Raw genomic sequence first — 15,265 nt, 5'->3', positions numbered from 1 at the left:
AGGGTCATCCTTCACCCTGCGGGACCGCGACGTCGGCGATCTCCACGTCGGCCTCCCGGCGGCTGTCGGTGGCCCCGGTGATCTCACCGGTGGCGTAGTCGATCTCCAGGGCCTGCACCGAACCGAAGATCGCCTGTTCCCGCTCGGTGCGCTGGAGCTCCCACTTCCGCTCCTCGATGAGCCGGGCGAGGTCCCCGGACGGTTCCTGCTCCACGGCCAGCACGCCGTCCTGGAGGTGGTACCGCGGGGCGTCGACGGCCTCCTGTAGCGGGGCGTCCTGCAGCGCCCAGGCCACGAGGACCCCGGAGAGGATGTTGGGGATCTGGTGCCCGCCCGGACTGCCGAGCCCGAGCACGGGACGGCCCTCGTCATCGAGCACCATGCTGGGGGCGGACCAGCTCACGGACTTGCGCCCGGGCTCGGGCCTGTTCGCCGGGGACGCCTCGCTCTCGAAGCGGGAGAGCTGGTTGTTGAGGAAGAACCCGCCGACGGAGGCCGACTCGCTGCCGCCCCAGAAGCTCGTCAGGGTGTTGGTCATGGAGACGGTGAACCCGGACCTGTCCACGACCGTCAGGTGGGTCGTGTTGCCCGCGGTCACCACACCGGTGGTCGTGACCGGGCGAGCGCCGTCGTCGGCTCCGGTGGCCCCGGCACCGGTCCCGCCGGCCAGCAGGCCCACGCGATCGGCGATGCCGGCGTTGCGTGCCGGATCCGTGAGCTGGTCGACCGGGACATCCACGAAGTCGGGATCCCCGAGGAAGTGGGTGACCGATCCCTCGGCCGCGATCCATGCCTCGGCCAACCGGTCCACGTAGCCGGCCGTCCCCGGTTCGTGCTCGCCGACCCCCAGGGCCTCGGCGACCTGGAGCTGCTGGACGAGGGCGGCGCCGGGCAGGGGCGGGGCGGCCGAGAGGACCTCGTAGTCCCCGAACTCCCCGCTGACCGGCTCCACCTGCTCGGGCTCGTAGGCCGCGAGGGACGCGGCGTCGAGCCCGTCGACCTCGCTGAGCCGATCCGCGATGCTGCCGGTGTAGAACGCCTCGGGCCCCTGGTCGGCGATCGTGGTCATGGTCCGGGCCAGGTCCTCCTGCACCAGCGTCTCCCCCGCGGCCAGCGGTTCACCGGAGGCGGAGTGATAGTGCTCCAGGCCCTCGATGGAGGCCGGGCCGAAGTCCGAGCGCATCCGCTGGGCCAGGAAGTCGGAGACGGGGAAGCCCTCCCGCGCCAGGCCGATCGCCGGCTGCAGCAACTGCTCCCACTCCAGCGTCCCGTGGTCGGCATGGATCTGCGCGAGCCCCGCGACGAGTCCCGGGACGCCGGTGCCGGAATCCGGGATCCGCCCGTCCTGCGCCACCACCTCGCGGTAGTCATAGCTCGTGGCCTCCTCGCCCGGGGCCGCCAGGAGGGCCGAGCCACCCCCGCCGATACCCGAGGCGTAGGGCTCCACCACGGCCACGGCGAAGGCCACGGCCACGGCGGCGTCCGCGGCGTTGCCGCCCTCGTCCAGGACCTGCATCCCCGCCTCGACGGCCTCCGGGTGCGCGGCGGAGACGCCGTACTGGTCCAGCTGGGCGGCCGCGCCTGCCGGGGACGTGCGCGGTTCCGCGCTCGCGGAGGGACTGGGGCGCGCGCTGTCACCGGCGGACGACGACGGCGCAGCCGGGGACGACGTTCCGGGCGCCGGTGCGGAGGTCGGCGCCTGGCAGGCGGACAGGGTCAGTACGGCCGCCAGCAGCGGCACGGCACCGAGGGCCGGTTGCTTCTTCATGGGCTCCTTGGGGACGACAGGTCGCCAGTGAAGATCACGGTGCGATCACGACGACAGCCTTCATCGACTATCCCACACTGCGGCCCCCGCCGTCCGGCTCCGAACGGCGGTGGCCCCCGCGTCCGCAGCCCGTTCCCGGTCCGGCGACCGGCCCGGCCGCCGGCCCGGCCGCCGGCCCGGTCCGGCCTGCGCAGGGTTCTCTGCTCCGGCGCACAGTCCCCGCCAAGGTTCGGCCCGTACCGTCGAAGGCGTCACAAGGTGCGAGTGATGATGACAGAAGGCCCCGGCAGTCCCCTCAGCCGGGGCCTTCGCCTTGCCCGGTCCACGGCCTACGCTGTGTCCATGACCGGCACCGACAGCCCCGCAGTCCCTGGTCCCCCCGGATCCGCCGACGTCGACGCGTACATCGACGGGTTCCCCGAGCTGGCCCGTGCCCTGTTGAGGGAACTGCGGGACCTGGCCCGGGCCGTGGTGCCCGAAGCCACCGAGACGCTGAAGTGGAACGAGCCGGCCTACGTCCACCCGCACGGGACCATCCTGTTCCAGTTCTCCGGCCACAAGGCCCACGCCAACATGACCTTCACGCCCAGCGTTCGCGAGGCCTTCGAGGACGAGCTGGTCAACTTCGAGACGGGCAAGGGCTCGGTGAAGCTCTTCTACGGCCAGCCGGCGCCGCACGACCTGCTCGAGCGGATGATGCTGGCCCGGGTGCGCGAGTACGAGGACGAGGGCGTCACCTGGATGTAGCCGGGCCTCTCGCCCCCGGGACCCGCGCCCCTAGACTGCCCCCATGCCCGATCCCACAGACCTCCCCGATCCCGGCGTGCCCACCGCCGTCCTCTTCGTCGACCTGCAGGAGGGCTTCTTCGAGTTCCCCGACCTGCAGGACACCCGCGCCCTGCTGGTCGAGGAGTCGAACTGGCTCGCCGCCCAGGCCCACGCCGGCGGACACGCGGTGTTCGTGGTCAACACGGTGCACCAGGAGGACAAGTCCACCTGGACGCTGAAGATGCTCGAGGACGACCAGGGCTTCAACTTCGAGGGCAGCTGGCAGGCCAGCCTGCTCGACGGGCTGGACCTGGAACCGGCCCGGCACCTGGTCAAGACGCGGGACAGCGCGTTCTTCGGCACCGACCTGGTGGAGCAGCTGCGTGAGGCTGGCGTCCATCGGCTCGTGCTGGCCGGCGTCACCGCGGAGTCCTGCGTCTCAGCCACCGGCCGGGACGCCTTCGCCCACGACTTCGAGGTCGTCTACGCCCGGCAGGCCATCGCCTCCTCCGACGCGGAGCGCGGCTGGACGGACCTGGAGAACGTCAGCGCGGACTTCCGCCAGACGATCCTGAACCGTCCCGAGGTTCAGCGGCTGCTGACCGCGAAGTAGTCCTCCGGCCGTTTCCCGGCGGCGAGCTCCCCGAGCACCGCGAGCAGCAGGTGCCGTTCCTGGACCTTGATCCGCTCGTGCAGGATTTCCTCGGTGTCCGTGGCGAGCACCGGCACGGCGGCCTGGGCCAGGATCGGGCCGGTGTCCACGCCGGCATCGGCGATGTGCACGGTGCACCCGGTGACCTTGACCCCGTACCGGAGGGCGTCCCGGACCCCGTGGGCGCCCGGGAAGGCCGGCAGCAGGGCCGGATGGGTGTTGAGGTACCGTCCGCCGAAGGCCTCCAGGAACTCCTCGCCGACGATCCGCATGAAGCCGGAGGAGAGCACGTAGTCCGGCGCGTACGACGCCGTCTGGGCGGTCAGCGCGTGGTTCCAGGCCGCCCGGTCGGGGAACCGCGCGAAGTCCACCACGAACGTCTCGATCCCGGCGGCCGAGGCGCGGGCCAGCCCGCCGGCGTCGGGACGGTCCGCCCCCACTGCGGCGATCTCCACGTCCAATCGGCCGGCCACGACGGCATCGATCACCGATTGCAGATTGGTGCCGGATCCGGAGACGAGGGCCACGATGCGCATGGCTTCCATCGTAGGTCCACGTAGGGTGAACCCATGATCTCCTACAGATCAGTCACCAAGCGCTTCGCCGACGGCACCGTCGCGGTCCAGGACTTCAGCCTCGACGTCCCCCGCGGCACCCTGACCGTCCTGGCGGGGTCCTCGGGCTGCGGCAAGACGACCCTCATGCGCATGGTCAACCGGATGGTCGACCCCTCCTCCGGGCAGGTGCTCGTGGACGGTGAGGACGTGGCCGGCCGGGACCCGGTCGCCCTGCGCCGGCGCATCGGGTACGTCATGCAGAACTCGGGACTGCTGCCCCACCGCACCGTCGCCCAGAACATCGCCACCGTCCCGCGTCTCAACGGCGTGGACCGCCGCGCGGCCCGGCGGCGCACCGGGGAGATGATGGAACTCGTCGGCCTGGACGCGAAGCTGGCCGACCGCTACCCGGCGCAGCTCTCCGGCGGCCAGCAACAGCGCGTGGGCGTGGCCCGCGGCCTGGCCGCCGACCCGGACATCCTCCTGATGGACGAGCCCTTCGGGGCCGTGGACCCGCTCGTGCGCTCCGAGCTGCAACGCCAGCTGCGCCAGCTGCACGGCCAGATCGGCACCACCATCCTGTTCGTCACCCATGACATGGACGAGGCCCTGGCCCTCGGCGACCAGATCGTGCTGCTGCGCGCGGGCGCGGACATCGCCCAGCAGGGCACCCCGAGGGAATTCGTCGCCGAGCCCGCCAACGACTTCGTGCGGACCTTCCTCGGGCTGGACCGCGGCCAGCGCACCCTGCACCGCGAGCGCGCCGCGGACGGCTCGATCGTGGTGGTGGACGCCCACGGCCGGCCCGCCGGGGTGCTCGCGGAACCGGACGGCCGGCCCGACGACGGCGCGCGCCCGGGTGCCATGGCCGACGGCGGGCCCCGGCCGGGAACCCAGGACGCGCCGGGCGCATGAACTGGGTCCTGGACAACCTGCCGCTGATCGCGGACCGGACGTGGGCGCACCTGGCCACGTCCCTGCCGGCCATCCTGGCCGCGCTGGTGATCTCCGTCCCGCTGGGCTGGCTGGCCCACCGCTACCGGGTCCTGAACGGCCCCGTGCTGACCGGCGCCGGGCTGATGTACGCGATCCCGTCCCTGCCGCTGTTCATCGTGCTGCCGGTGCTGATCGGCACCGGCGTGCGGGACGTGGTGAACGTGGTCGTGGCCCTGACCCTGTACGGGGTGGCGCTGCTGGTGCGCAGCGTGGCCGACGGGCTGGACGGGGTGCCGCCGGAGGCCCGCAGTGCCGCCGTGGCCCTGGGCTATCCGCCGCTGCGCCGGTTCCTGACCGTGGACCTGCCCCTGGCCGGCCCGGTGATCCTGTCCGGGCTGCGAGTGGTGGCCGTCTCCACGGTGTCCCTGTGCACGGTGGGGGCCGTCCTGGGCATCCCGTCGCTCGGGCTGCTGTTCACGGACGGGTTCCAGCGCGGGATCCTGGCGGAGATCCTCACCGGGATCGTGCTGACCGTGGTGCTCGCGCTGGCCCTGGACCGGTTGCTCGTGGCGCTGGGCCGGTTGGCCATGCCCTGGACGCGTGCGGAGGTGGGGGCATGAACCAGTTGTGGGAGGCCGTGCTCTGGTGCCTGGACCCCGCGCAGTGGACGGGGCCGTCCGGGATCGCCGCGCGGTCCCTGGAGCACCTCGGCTACACGCTGCTGGCCGTGGTGATCGCCGCCGCCATCGCCGTGCCGATCGGCTGGTGGGTGGGCCACACGGGCAGGGGGCGCGGAGCCGCCGTCGCGCTCTCCGGGGCCGCCCGCGCCCTGCCGACCCTCGGGGTGCTCACCCTGACCGCGCTGCTGCTGGGCATCGGGCTGGCGGGGCCGATGACGGCCTTCGTCATCCTGGCCGTCCCGTCCATCCTGGCCGCCGCCTATGCCGGCTTCGAGGCCGTGGACCGCCGGGTAATCGACGCCGCCCGGGCCCAGGGGTACACCGGCGCCCAGGTGCTCTGGCAGATCGAGGTGCCCCTGGGGCTGCCGGTGCTGGTCGGCGGGCTGCGCTCGGCAGCACTGCAGGTGGTGGCCACCGCCACCCTGGCCGCCTACGTCGGCGCCGGCGGACTGGGCCGCTACCTGTTCCTGGGCCTGAAGACCCAGGACTACGCCATGATGCTCGGCTCCTCCCTGCTCGTCGTCGCCCTCGCCCTCGTCCTGGACGGGGTGTTCGCCCTGGCCGGACGCGCCGCCGTCCCACGTGGGGTGACAGTGGCGCGCCGCGGGGTCAACGCGTAGGTTTCAGAACAGCGCCCGTCTCCGGAAGAGGATCCCCATGAAGAAGCCCACCCGCCGTTCCGCCCTGGCCCTGGCCGCCGTCGCCGCCCTCGCCCTGACCGGCTGCGGCAGCTCCGACCCGCTCGGCGGCCAGGACACCGCCTCCGGCTCACCGTCGGCCACGGGGGGCACGGGCGGGAGCGGGGACGCCCTGGTCATCGGCTCCCAGCAGTACTACTCGAACGAGATCATCGCCGAGCTCTACGCCCAGGCCCTCGAGGCCGAGGGCTACACGGTGGAGCGGGACTACCAGATCGGCCAGCGCGAGGTGTACCTGCCGGAGGTCGAGTCCGGGGCCATCGACGTCATGCCCGAATACGGCGGGAACCTGCTCCAGTACTACGACGCCGAGGCCACGGCCACCTCGCCGGAGGACATCCAGGCCGCGCTGGCCGAGGTGCTGCCCCAGGGGCTGCGCCCGCTGGAACCGGCCGAGGCCACGGACCAGGACTCCTACAACGTCACCCGCGCGTTCGCCGAGAAGCACTCCCTGACGTCCCTGGCGGACCTGAAGAACGTGGACGAGCCGCTGAAGGTGGCCGCCAACTCCGAGTTCGAGACCCGTCCCTACGGTCCTGCCGGACTCAAGGAGGCCTACGGGGTGGACGTGACCGTGGTGCCCGTGGAGGACTCGGGCGGCCCGCTGACCGTCAAGGCCCTGGTGGACGGGGACGTCCAGCTCGCCGACATCTACTCGGCCGACCCCTCGATCGCGGCCGAGGACCTGGTGACCCTGGAGGACCCGGAGAACCTGATCCTGCCGCAGAACGTCACCCCGATCGCCTCCGAGGCCGTGGACGAGGAGGCCGCCGCGATCATCGAGAAGGTCAATGCGAAGCTCACCCCGGAGGCGCTGATCGGCCTCAACCGGGAGTCCGTCGAGAAGGAGGCCTCCAGCGAGGACATCGCGCAGGCCTGGCTGGCCGGTCAGGGGCTGTCCTGACACCCCAGTAGGCTGGAGCGGTGAGCCAGACCGCGCCCGGAGCATCGACCGACACCGAACTGACGCGGTACCGCTCGCTGCGCACCGCCCTGGTCTGGCTGGCGGGGATGCTGCTGCTGACATACCTGGCCTCCGTCCTGACCCTGCCGTGGAAGGCCGCCTCCCTGGTCTTCGCCGTCACCGGCATCGTCTTCGGCGTCCTCGCCCTCATCCGCACCGCCCGGATCCCCTCGCCGTGGCTCCTGCGCGTGGGCGCGGTGGCGGGCATGGCCGGCTGCGCCCTCTTCGGGTTCGTCACCGCCTCCCAGGTCGTGTTCTGGGACGCCACCACGCGGTTCGAGGACTGCACCGCCGGCGCGATCACCGAGCGGGCGCTGGAGCGGTGCAGCCAGGAGTACACCGAGCAACTGGCCGGGTTCACCGGTCCGGTCGGCGCCCGGTAACGGGTACGTACCGGCCCGGATCACCCGGACGCGGGTGGTGAGGGGGCACGGTGGGTGGCCTCGAGGGCCACGGCGACCACGTGCCGGAGGTCATGGTGCGCGCCGAAGGCCTCGCGCTGGAGGTGCGCGCCGGTGCCCTGCCGCAGGACCCGGGCCACGACGGCCTCGACCGTCCCCTCCTCCCCGTACTCGACCAGTACGGGCCGGACGCCGTCCAGCAGCCGGCCGAGGACGTCCGCCGCCGGCGCGGGAGTCCCCGTGGCCGGGTCGATCAGCCGGCCCGCGACACCCGAACGGCTGGCCAGCCAGGTCCACACTCCCAGCTCCGAGGCGGGGACCTCGGGAGCCGGCCGGCGTGGCTCCCTGAGGGCGGTCTCCACCAGGGCCCTGACCAGCGCGGCGATCACGGCCGCCACGGCCTGGTCCGTGCAGACGTCGGCGATGCGCACCTCGAGCGTGGGGTAGCGCTCGCTGGGGCGGGCGTCGTAGTAGATCATGCCGGCGTCCAGGGGGACCTGCGTTGCCAGCAGCCGGTCCCGGTGCCGGTCATAACCGGCGGCCGAGCCGAACACCTCCGGCGGACCGCTCACGGGCCATCGGGACATCACCCGGTGGCGGTAGGAGGCGTAACCGGTGTCCACTCCCTGCCAGTACGGGGAGTTGGCGCTGAGCGCCAGCAGGGGGGCGAGCCAGACACGGATCCGGTCGAGGGCGGTCACGGCCTCGTCCCGGGAGGAGACGCCCACGTGGACGTGCAGGCCGTTGGTGAGGTTCTCCAGGGCCATCACCCCGAACTCCCTGCCGATCCGCTGGTAGCGCGCCTTCGGCGTCAGGTGGAGGCTGGTGCCGTCCGGGGCCGTGCCCAGCGCCGCGACCCGTCCGCCGGCCCGTACGGCGGCCTCCTCGGCGAGGGCCCGCCCGGCCCGGATGGCCGCGAACTGTCCGGTCAGGGTGGTCTGCGGCGGGTTGTCGACCTCGATCTGTTCCTGCTGCAGCTCCATCGTCACCCGGTGGCCGGAGGAGGTCTCCTCGGACCGCGGACCCGCCACCGCCTCCCCGGCGGGCAGCGGTTCCAGGGACGGAACCGCCACCAGCAGGAACTCCTCCTCCACACCGAACGTGCGCATCTACCGCCACCTCGCCTCGTCGAAGGCTCCCAGCATGGCAGACGCGGCGTTCCGGCGTGACCCGGAGCACTCTCGCCGGGGAGGGTCAGGCCGGCGGACTGCTCAGGCCGACTGCCCGATCGCCCCCTGGTTGGCGGTGTGCGAGACCTCGATGCGGCGGGGCTTGGCCTCCTCGGCCACGGGGATCTGCAGCGTCAGCACCCCGTCCGTGTACGAGGCGTCGATCCTGTCCGTCGCCAGCCCCTCGCCGAGTGTCAGCTGCCGCGCGAAGGTCCCGGTGGTGCGTTCCCGGGCGAGCCACTGGATCTGGCCCGTCTCCTCGTCCTGCCGGTCGGCGCGGATGGTCAGCGTCCGCCCCTCGAGGTCGACGTCGATCGACCTGGGGTCCACACCCGGCAGGTCCATCTTCAGCACGAAGTGGTCCTCACTCCGGTACAGGTCCATCGGCATCGCCTGTGTCCGCACCGATGATGTCATCTGTCCGAAGACGCCGTTCAGCACCCGGTCGATCTCGCGCAGGGGATCAACATGGTTGGCCACAGAAATCACCTCCATACGGTGACCGGACCCGGGCCTTCCGGGCCGGCGGGCCGTGGCTACGGCCTCGGCAATTATTTAGCACTCTTGGCCGGAGAGTGCCAGAGCCGGGTGCCTAGTCCTCCTCGGGCTCGCGGGTCCTCCCGGCGTCCGTGCCGTCATCGAACCCGTCGGCGTCGTCCGCCTCGTCGTGCCACGCGTCCGGCAGCACGAAGCGGTCCCGCTCCCACCACGGGGACACCAGGTAGCCGATCATCGCCCCCAGGCCCACGAGGACGCCGAGCAGGCCGGCGGCGGCCCAGGGATTCGGGCCCAGGCCGGTCATCCGGCCCACCCCCAGGGACCCCCCGGAGACGGCGAACGGGAGCAGGGACAACAGGGCGGTCGCCAGGGCCACCAGCAGGCCCAGCACCAGGGTGGAGGCGGTCAGCGAGGCCCAGCGGGACTCGATCCGCACGGCCAGCCACTCGTCGAAGTGGTTCTCCCCCTCCCGCAGCAGCCACCAGCCGGCCATGAATCCGCCGACCACCGGCACGAGCAGGAACAGCCAGGACCAGGCCGGGTCCAGGCCCACCGGCACGGCGGTCAGCACCGGGATGGCCGGCTGCGGACCGACCGCGGTCATCAGCGGGGAGACGGCGGACCCCTCCCCCAGGGAGAACCCGGCCCCCGTGGTCCAGGCCAGCGTCCACATCGCCAGGTTGGGCATGATCCCGAGCTGCACCGCGGTCAGGGTGGCCCCGCCCCAGATGCCGGCGTCCACCTGCTGGTACACCTGGGCGATGTCCGCCCAGCTCAGGGCGACCTGCACGGACAGCAGGACCGAGGCCAGGGCGAAGGAGGCCATCAGGCCCACGAACCCGGCCCGCACCAGGGACCACGCGTAGGACCCGGCCCAGCGGGACGCCTGTGACCAGGTGGCGATGCGCTCGGCCGCGTCGACCCCGATCAGCCGTTCCCACGAACCGGCCTCCTTCCGGGCACCGGTCAGCAGGGCGACCACCATCAGCGCCGTGGGGATCAACGTCCCCAGGAACGGGTTGATGGCCACCGACTCGCTCGGCACCAGCAACGAGGTGCCCAGGCAGAAGAGGGCGTACGCACCGGCCCCACCGGCGAGGGGCTGCCAGATTTGATCCCGGTAGGACGCACGCGCCAGCCGCCTCCCGGCCCGCCAGCCCAGGGCCAGCGGGATCAGGACCAGGCCCCAGGGCAGGAACCAGAACGTGCCCGTCAGCGTGTCCGCGCTGCTCGTCGGGGACTCCAGGGTCAGGTGCAGCGGCACGCCCTGCAGCGCCAGCCAGGCCTGGCCGCCGAGCCGGGCGATGAAGTCCACCTGGGTGGCGGCGAAGCCGGCCATGGACCAGATGCCCACCAGGGGCACCACGACGAGGATGGCGGAGACCACCGCGGCGATCAGGGTCTCGATCACCCCCTGGACCCAGAGGGGCAGGGGCAGCGGCTTCAGGGCGCGGGGAGTGCGAGGATTCATGTCACCGTCCATGGTGCCACCCGGCCCGGGGGCCGGACGGCAGCGGCGCGGCCCGGCACCGCCCGTCGCCCCACGCGGCGGCATACCGACTGTTCACCCACCCGCCACCTGGCTGCCACCGCGCCGAGTCACCGCTGACAGGGACGGACCATAGCGTCCGGGAGCGTGAGAGTCGTCATCGTCGCCGAATCGTTCCTGCCGCACATGAACGGTGTCACCCACTCGATCCTGCAGGTGATCCGCCACCTGCGCTCCCGCGGTGACGAGGTCCTGGTGATCGCCCCGTCCTCGTCGTGGATGGACGACGAGGCCCCCGCCGAGGTCGAGGGATATCCGGTCCACCGGCTGCCCTCCATCCCCCTGAGGGGATACACGAACGTCCGGGTGGCCGCCGGGACCGTCAACCGGGTCCGTCGCGTCATCGCGGACTTCGCGCCCGACGTCGTCCACATCGCCTCCCCGTTCATCCTGGGCTGGCGCGCGGTGCAGGCCGCCAACGCCCTCGGGGTGCCGAGCGTGTGCGTCTACCAGACCGAGGTGCCCAACTACGCGGCGCGCTACGGGTTCCCGTGGCTGGAGGAGGTCCTCTGGCAGCACGTGGAACGCATCCACGACCACGCCACCCTCACGGTGGCCCCCTCGAGCTTCTGCGTGGACCAGCTGCACGCCCGCGGGATCCAGCGGGTGCACCTGTGGCGACGGGGCGTGGACACCGCCCGGTTTCACCCCGCCCGGCGGGACGAGGCGCTGCGGGCCGAGCTGGCCCCGAACGGCGAGCGGCTCATCGGCTTCGTCGGCCGGCTGGCCTCGGAGAAGCAGGTGGAGGACCTGGCCGTGCTCAGCGACCTGCCGGGCACCCGCCTGGTGATCGTCGGCTCCGGCCCGCTGAAGGACTCCCTGGCCCGCCAGCTGCCCGGGGCGCACTTCGCCGGGTTCCAGGGCGGAGAGGACCTGGCCCGGCACATGGCCAGCCTCGACCTGTTCGTGCATCCCGGGGAGTCGGAGACCTTCTGCCAGACGATCCAGGAGGCCATGGCCTCCGGCGTCCCGGTGGTCGCGGTGGGACGCGGCGGTCCGCTGGACCTGGTGGACCCCTCCCGCACCGGGTGGCTGTACCGGCCGGGTGACCTGGCCGGGCTGCGGGACCGGGTCCGGGACCTGGTCTATGACGACATCAAGCGCGCCGCGTTCGCCGAGGCCGCGCACCAGGCCGTGCAGGGCCGGACCTGGCCCGTCCTGTGCGAGCAGCTGGTCGGTTACTACGAGCGTGCCGTCCGGGTCCGGGGCCGGCAGAACGACGTGTTCGTGCGCACCTACCTGGAGCAGTCCGCCGGCTGGGACGGCTGGCTGGTCCAACGGTGACCGGCCCGGGGACCGGTCCCGGGGTGGGGGCGCCCGCCGGGCCCCCATCGTCATCCTTTCCGGCCCTGCCCAACCGGCCGGTACAGTAGTCCCGGCCTGTCCCTACCGGGGGATGCCCTCCTGATGAGGGGACGCCACTGAGGAAAGCGAGGACGGACATGGAGCCTGGTCTGGAGAAACTGCGGGACGAGGTCTTTCGCCGCAACCCCGGCGAAAGCGAGTTCCACCAGGCCGTCACCGAGGTGTTCGAAGCCCTCGGGCCGGTCGTCAACCGCCATCCCGAATACGTCGAGTCCGGGATCCTGCGCCGCATGTGCGAACCGGAGCGCCAGATCATCTTCCGCGTGCCGTGGGTGGACGACAACGGGCACGTGCAGATCAACCGTGGCTTCCGCGTGGAGTTCAACTCCGCCCTGGGGCCGTACAAGGGCGGACTGCGGTTCCACCCCTCGGTCTACCTGGGCATCATCAAGTTCCTGGGCTTCGAGCAGATCTTCAAGAACGCCCTGACCGGCATGCCGATCGGCGGTGGCAAGGGTGGGTCCGACTTCAACCCGGCCGGCCGCACGGACGCCGAGATCATGCGCTTCTGCCAGTCCTTCATGACCGAGCTGTACCGCCACATCGGCGAGTACACCGACGTCCCGGCCGGTGACATCGGCGTGGGCACCCGGGAGATCGGTTACCTGTTCGGCCAGTACAAGCGCATCACCAACCGCTTCGAGTCCGGGGTGCTCACCGGCAAGGGAATGTCCTGGGGAGGGTCCCTGGTCCGTCCGGAGGCCACCGGCTACGGCGCCGTGATGTTCGCGGACCAGATGCTGCGCACCCGGGGTGGCTCCATGGACGGCCAGACCGTCCTGGTCTCCGGCTCCGGCAACGTGGCGCTGAACGCCATCGCCAAGTCCCAGCAGCTCGGGGCCACCGTGCTGACCGCCTCCGACTCCTCGGGATACGTGGTGGACGAGGCCGGGATCGACCTGGAGCTGCTGCGCGAGGTCAAGGAGGTCCGGCGCGGCCGGATCGCCGAGTACGCCGAGGAGCGCGGTGGCCGGTCCCGCTTCGTGGCCGACGGCTGTGTCTGGGACGTGCCCGGCACCGTGGCCATCCCCTCGGCCACGCAGAACGAGCTGGACGACAAGTCCGCGCTCACCCTGATCGACAACGGGCTGGTCGCCCTGGCCGAGGGCGCCAACATGCCCTGCACCCAGAAGGCCACCGAGCACATGATCCATGCCGGGGTGCTGTTCGGCCCGGGCAAGGCGGCCAATGCCGGTGGCGTGGCCACCTCCGCGCTGGAGATGCAGCAGAACGCCAGCCGGGACACCTGGAGCTTCGAGTACACCCACGACAAGCTCGAGCAGATCATGACCGACCTGCACGACCGCTGCCTCGAGACCGCCGACCGCTACGGCACCCCGGGCAACTACGTGGTCGGGGCGAACATCGCCGGTTTCGTCAAGGTCGCCGACGCGATGCTCGCCCAGGGCGTGATCTGACCCTCGCACGGTCGGACCACCGGCGGCCGGGGACGGCCCGGGGCACTCGCGGCTGACCGCGAGACCCGGGGGTCCCCGGCCGCCGTTCGCGTGAGCAGCCCCGGGGCCCTACGGGGCCAGGTGCGTGAGGGTGTGCTTCTGGTCCTCGCTCAGCCGGACCGGGCGGCCGGTGGCTGAGTCCACGAAGACCATCGTGGAGGTCGCGGTGACGCACTCGGTGCCGTCCACCCCATCGCGCAGCGAGTAGGCGATCTCGATCGAGGCCCCCTTCGCGGCGGCCACCCAGACCCACGCGCGCACCGGGACGTTGCGGTACTCCAGCGGACGCCGGTAGCGGATGCGGTGCTCCGAGATCAGCACCTGCACGCTGTCCGGCATCCCGTCCAGCAGGTTCACCGGCGCCCCGGCGCCCGGCGCCCCGGTCCCGGCAGGCACCCCGAACGCCAGGATGCGCACCTCCTCGAGGATCGCCGCCACCTGCACGTTGTTGACGTGGCCGTAGGCGTCCATGTCCCCCCAGCGCACGGGCACGTCCACGCGCACGGCGGGCCCGCCGCCGTCGGGACGGTCCTCGGTCCGGCCGGTCAGGCCGTGGCCCGGCTCAGCGGGCATCGTCCAGCTCCCGGGAGTCGGCGTCCAGGCCCGGTTCCTGGGCGTTGCGCGGCCAGGTCAGCAGCGCGGCGCGCCCGGTCTCGAGGATGCCCAGTTCCTCCAGCTGGCGGGACAGCGCCGCCCCGTCCGGGCCGTAGCACCACGGCACCCCGGGAGTGGTCTCGCGGGTGTCCGTGGCGCGGCCACCGGCCAGCAGGGCCTGGGACGGCGTCAGCTGACGGATCACGATCGCCTTCACCTTGTCCGGGTGGCGGCGGGCGAAGTCCGCGTAGATCTCCGGGTCGTGCTGGCCGTCGTCACCGATGAGCAGCCAGCGGATCTCCGGGAACTCCCGGGCCAGCCGGTCCAGCTGGGTGACCTTGTGCTCCAGCCCGGACCGGAACCAGCGGTCCTCCGTGGGACCCCAGCTGGTCAGCAGCAACGGGCCGGAGGGGTACAGGTTGCGGGACAGGAAGCGGGACAGGGTCTGGGCCACGTTCCACGCACCGGTGGAGAGGTAGACGACCGGGGAGGTGGGCTGCTGTTCCAGCAGGCGGTGCAGCATGACGGCCATCCCGGGAGTGGCGGTGCGGGCGTGCTCGTCCAGGACGAAGGAGTTCCAGGCCGCCAGCATCGGCCGGGGCAGGTAGGTGACCACCACGGTGTCGTCGATGTCCGAGACCACGCCGGTGACCGTGCCGTCCTCGACGATGTACACGTCCGAGGTGGCCGGCTCGCTGCCGTCCGAGGTGAGGGTGACCGTCTGCCAGCCCGGCTCCATCTCGACCTCCACGCGGGCGTCCACCACGCCGCCGCGGTCGGCGCGCACGGTGAAGGTCTTCCCGCCCGCCAGCACCTTGACCTCGGCGTAGGGCACGGGCGGGGAGGTGAAGTTGTGCCATCCGCGCAGGCCGTCCTCGACCACCCTGGACAACCGGCGGCCGTTCTCGAAGGCGTCGTCCGGCGCCATCACCACGCGGGAGAACACCCGGATCCAGGAGGTGGTGCCGTACCCGGTGAAGGACAGCACGGTCGGTTCGTGCCCGCGCCGCAGGGCACCGGCGTAGCGGAAGCGGTGCCACCGGTCCTGGACCAGCGTCGCTATGTGCTCGGTGACCAGGGTCTCCCGGTCCTCGATCAGCGGGGACGGCACGGCGTCCGGGGCAGGCGGGGATGCAGGAGTCCGATCGGCCATAGGATCCAGTATCCCTCACCCGCGCACGTGTGGTTCACCACGTGCGGGCAGGGGCG

General features: G+C 72.1%; 16 protein-coding genes. 9 read left to right on the top strand and 7 right to left on the bottom strand.

Going from position 1 to position 15,265, the window contains the following annotated elements:
• Nucleotides 1–4: 4 nt before the first annotated feature.
• Nucleotides 5–1,768, bottom strand: a complete 1,764-nt coding sequence (locus tag GGQ69_RS00820) for a gamma-glutamyltransferase family protein (RefSeq protein WP_183523458.1) — start codon at nucleotides 1,766–1,768, stop codon at nucleotides 5–7.
• A gap of 342 nt (nucleotides 1,769–2,110) precedes the next feature.
• Here GGQ69_RS00820 and GGQ69_RS00815 point away from each other — a divergent pair, with 342 nt between their 5' ends.
• A complete protein-coding gene (locus GGQ69_RS00815) occupies nucleotides 2,111–2,515 on the top strand; it encodes an iron chaperone (RefSeq protein WP_221243329.1) in 405 nt (134 codons plus the stop codon).
• Between the two features lie 43 nt (nucleotides 2,516–2,558).
• Nucleotides 2,559–3,149: an isochorismatase family cysteine hydrolase gene (locus GGQ69_RS00810; RefSeq protein ID WP_183523456.1), complete on the top strand. Its 591-nt coding sequence runs from the start codon at nucleotides 2,559–2,561 to the stop codon at nucleotides 3,147–3,149.
• Here GGQ69_RS00810 and purN read toward each other — a convergent pair.
• A complete protein-coding gene (gene purN / locus GGQ69_RS00805; protein WP_183523455.1) occupies nucleotides 3,125–3,724 on the bottom strand; it encodes a phosphoribosylglycinamide formyltransferase in 600 nt (199 codons plus the stop codon). The genes GGQ69_RS00810 and purN overlap by 25 nt on opposite strands.
• 33 nt (nucleotides 3,725–3,757) lie before the next feature.
• On the opposite strand from purN, the gene GGQ69_RS00800 reads away from it, so the two are divergent.
• The 5 genes from GGQ69_RS00800 to GGQ69_RS00780 are packed head-to-tail and all read left to right on the top strand — an operon-like array spanning nucleotide 3,758 to nucleotide 7,406.
• Nucleotides 3,758–4,660: an ABC transporter ATP-binding protein gene (locus GGQ69_RS00800; RefSeq protein ID WP_183523454.1), complete on the top strand. Its 903-nt coding sequence runs from the start codon at nucleotides 3,758–3,760 to the stop codon at nucleotides 4,658–4,660.
• Nucleotides 4,657–5,301 carry an ABC transporter permease gene (locus tag GGQ69_RS00795; protein ID WP_183523453.1) on the top strand — a complete coding sequence of 215 codons (645 nt, stop codon included), beginning with the start codon at nucleotides 4,657–4,659 and terminating at the stop codon, nucleotides 5,299–5,301. Before GGQ69_RS00800 ends, GGQ69_RS00795 begins: the two co-directional genes overlap by 4 nt.
• Nucleotides 5,298–5,981: an ABC transporter permease gene (locus GGQ69_RS00790; protein WP_183523452.1), complete on the top strand. Its 684-nt coding sequence runs from the start codon at nucleotides 5,298–5,300 to the stop codon at nucleotides 5,979–5,981. Before GGQ69_RS00795 ends, GGQ69_RS00790 begins: the two co-directional genes overlap by 4 nt.
• A gap of 37 nt (nucleotides 5,982–6,018) precedes the next feature.
• The gene (locus GGQ69_RS00785) at nucleotides 6,019–6,963 is read left to right on the top strand and encodes an ABC transporter substrate-binding protein (protein WP_183523451.1); all 945 of its coding nucleotides are present in this window, start codon (nucleotides 6,019–6,021) and stop codon (nucleotides 6,961–6,963) included.
• A 20-nt stretch (nucleotides 6,964–6,983) separates the two neighbouring features.
• Entirely contained in the window at nucleotides 6,984–7,406 is a 423-nt protein-coding gene (locus tag GGQ69_RS00780) for a hypothetical protein (RefSeq protein WP_183523450.1), read from the top strand.
• A 20-nt stretch (nucleotides 7,407–7,426) separates the two neighbouring features.
• On the opposite strand, the gene GGQ69_RS00775 is transcribed toward GGQ69_RS00780, so the two are convergent.
• The 3 genes from GGQ69_RS00775 to GGQ69_RS00765 all read right to left on the bottom strand — a co-directional run bounded on the left by GGQ69_RS00775 (nucleotide 7,427) and on the right by GGQ69_RS00765 (nucleotide 10,562).
• Nucleotides 7,427–8,533: a glutamate--cysteine ligase gene (locus GGQ69_RS00775; protein ID WP_183523449.1), complete on the bottom strand. Its 1,107-nt coding sequence runs from the start codon at nucleotides 8,531–8,533 to the stop codon at nucleotides 7,427–7,429.
• A 102-nt stretch (nucleotides 8,534–8,635) separates the two neighbouring features.
• Nucleotides 8,636–9,073 carry an Hsp20/alpha crystallin family protein gene (locus tag GGQ69_RS00770; RefSeq protein ID WP_183528112.1) on the bottom strand — a complete coding sequence of 146 codons (438 nt, stop codon included), beginning with the start codon at nucleotides 9,071–9,073 and terminating at the stop codon, nucleotides 8,636–8,638.
• Between the two features lie 112 nt (nucleotides 9,074–9,185).
• Nucleotides 9,186–10,562 (bottom strand): DUF6350 family protein, encoded by a 1,377-nt coding sequence (locus GGQ69_RS00765; protein ID WP_183523448.1) that lies wholly within the window; start codon nucleotides 10,560–10,562, stop codon nucleotides 9,186–9,188.
• A 165-nt stretch (nucleotides 10,563–10,727) separates the two neighbouring features.
• Here GGQ69_RS00765 and GGQ69_RS00760 point away from each other — a divergent pair, with 165 nt between their 5' ends.
• Together GGQ69_RS00760 and gdhA are read left to right on the top strand one after the other, a co-directional pair.
• Complete coding sequence (locus GGQ69_RS00760; RefSeq protein WP_183523447.1) at nucleotides 10,728–11,924, top strand: glycosyltransferase family 1 protein; 1,197 nt, start codon at nucleotides 10,728–10,730, stop codon at nucleotides 11,922–11,924.
• A gap of 158 nt (nucleotides 11,925–12,082) precedes the next feature.
• Nucleotides 12,083–13,423 (top strand): NADP-specific glutamate dehydrogenase, encoded by a 1,341-nt coding sequence (gdhA, locus tag GGQ69_RS00755; protein WP_183523446.1) that lies wholly within the window; start codon nucleotides 12,083–12,085, stop codon nucleotides 13,421–13,423.
• A 108-nt stretch (nucleotides 13,424–13,531) separates the two neighbouring features.
• Here the strand turns inward: gdhA and GGQ69_RS00750 are convergent, their stop codons facing one another.
• Together GGQ69_RS00750 and GGQ69_RS00745 are read right to left on the bottom strand one after the other, a co-directional pair.
• Nucleotides 13,532–14,035 carry a thioesterase family protein gene (locus tag GGQ69_RS00750; protein ID WP_183523445.1) on the bottom strand — a complete coding sequence of 168 codons (504 nt, stop codon included), beginning with the start codon at nucleotides 14,033–14,035 and terminating at the stop codon, nucleotides 13,532–13,534.
• Complete coding sequence (locus GGQ69_RS00745) at nucleotides 14,025–15,209, bottom strand: App1 family protein (RefSeq protein ID WP_221243327.1); 1,185 nt, start codon at nucleotides 15,207–15,209, stop codon at nucleotides 14,025–14,027. The genes GGQ69_RS00750 and GGQ69_RS00745 overlap by 11 nt, the downstream gene beginning before the upstream one ends.
• Nucleotides 15,210–15,265 lie beyond the last annotated feature (56 nt).

The organism is Micrococcus sp. TA1, from assembly GCF_014199555.1.
Taxonomy (GTDB): domain Bacteria; phylum Actinomycetota; class Actinomycetes; order Actinomycetales; family Micrococcaceae; genus Citricoccus.
Note: the sequence above shows the minus strand (reverse complement) of the source record. Positions and strands in the feature narration are given on the sequence as shown.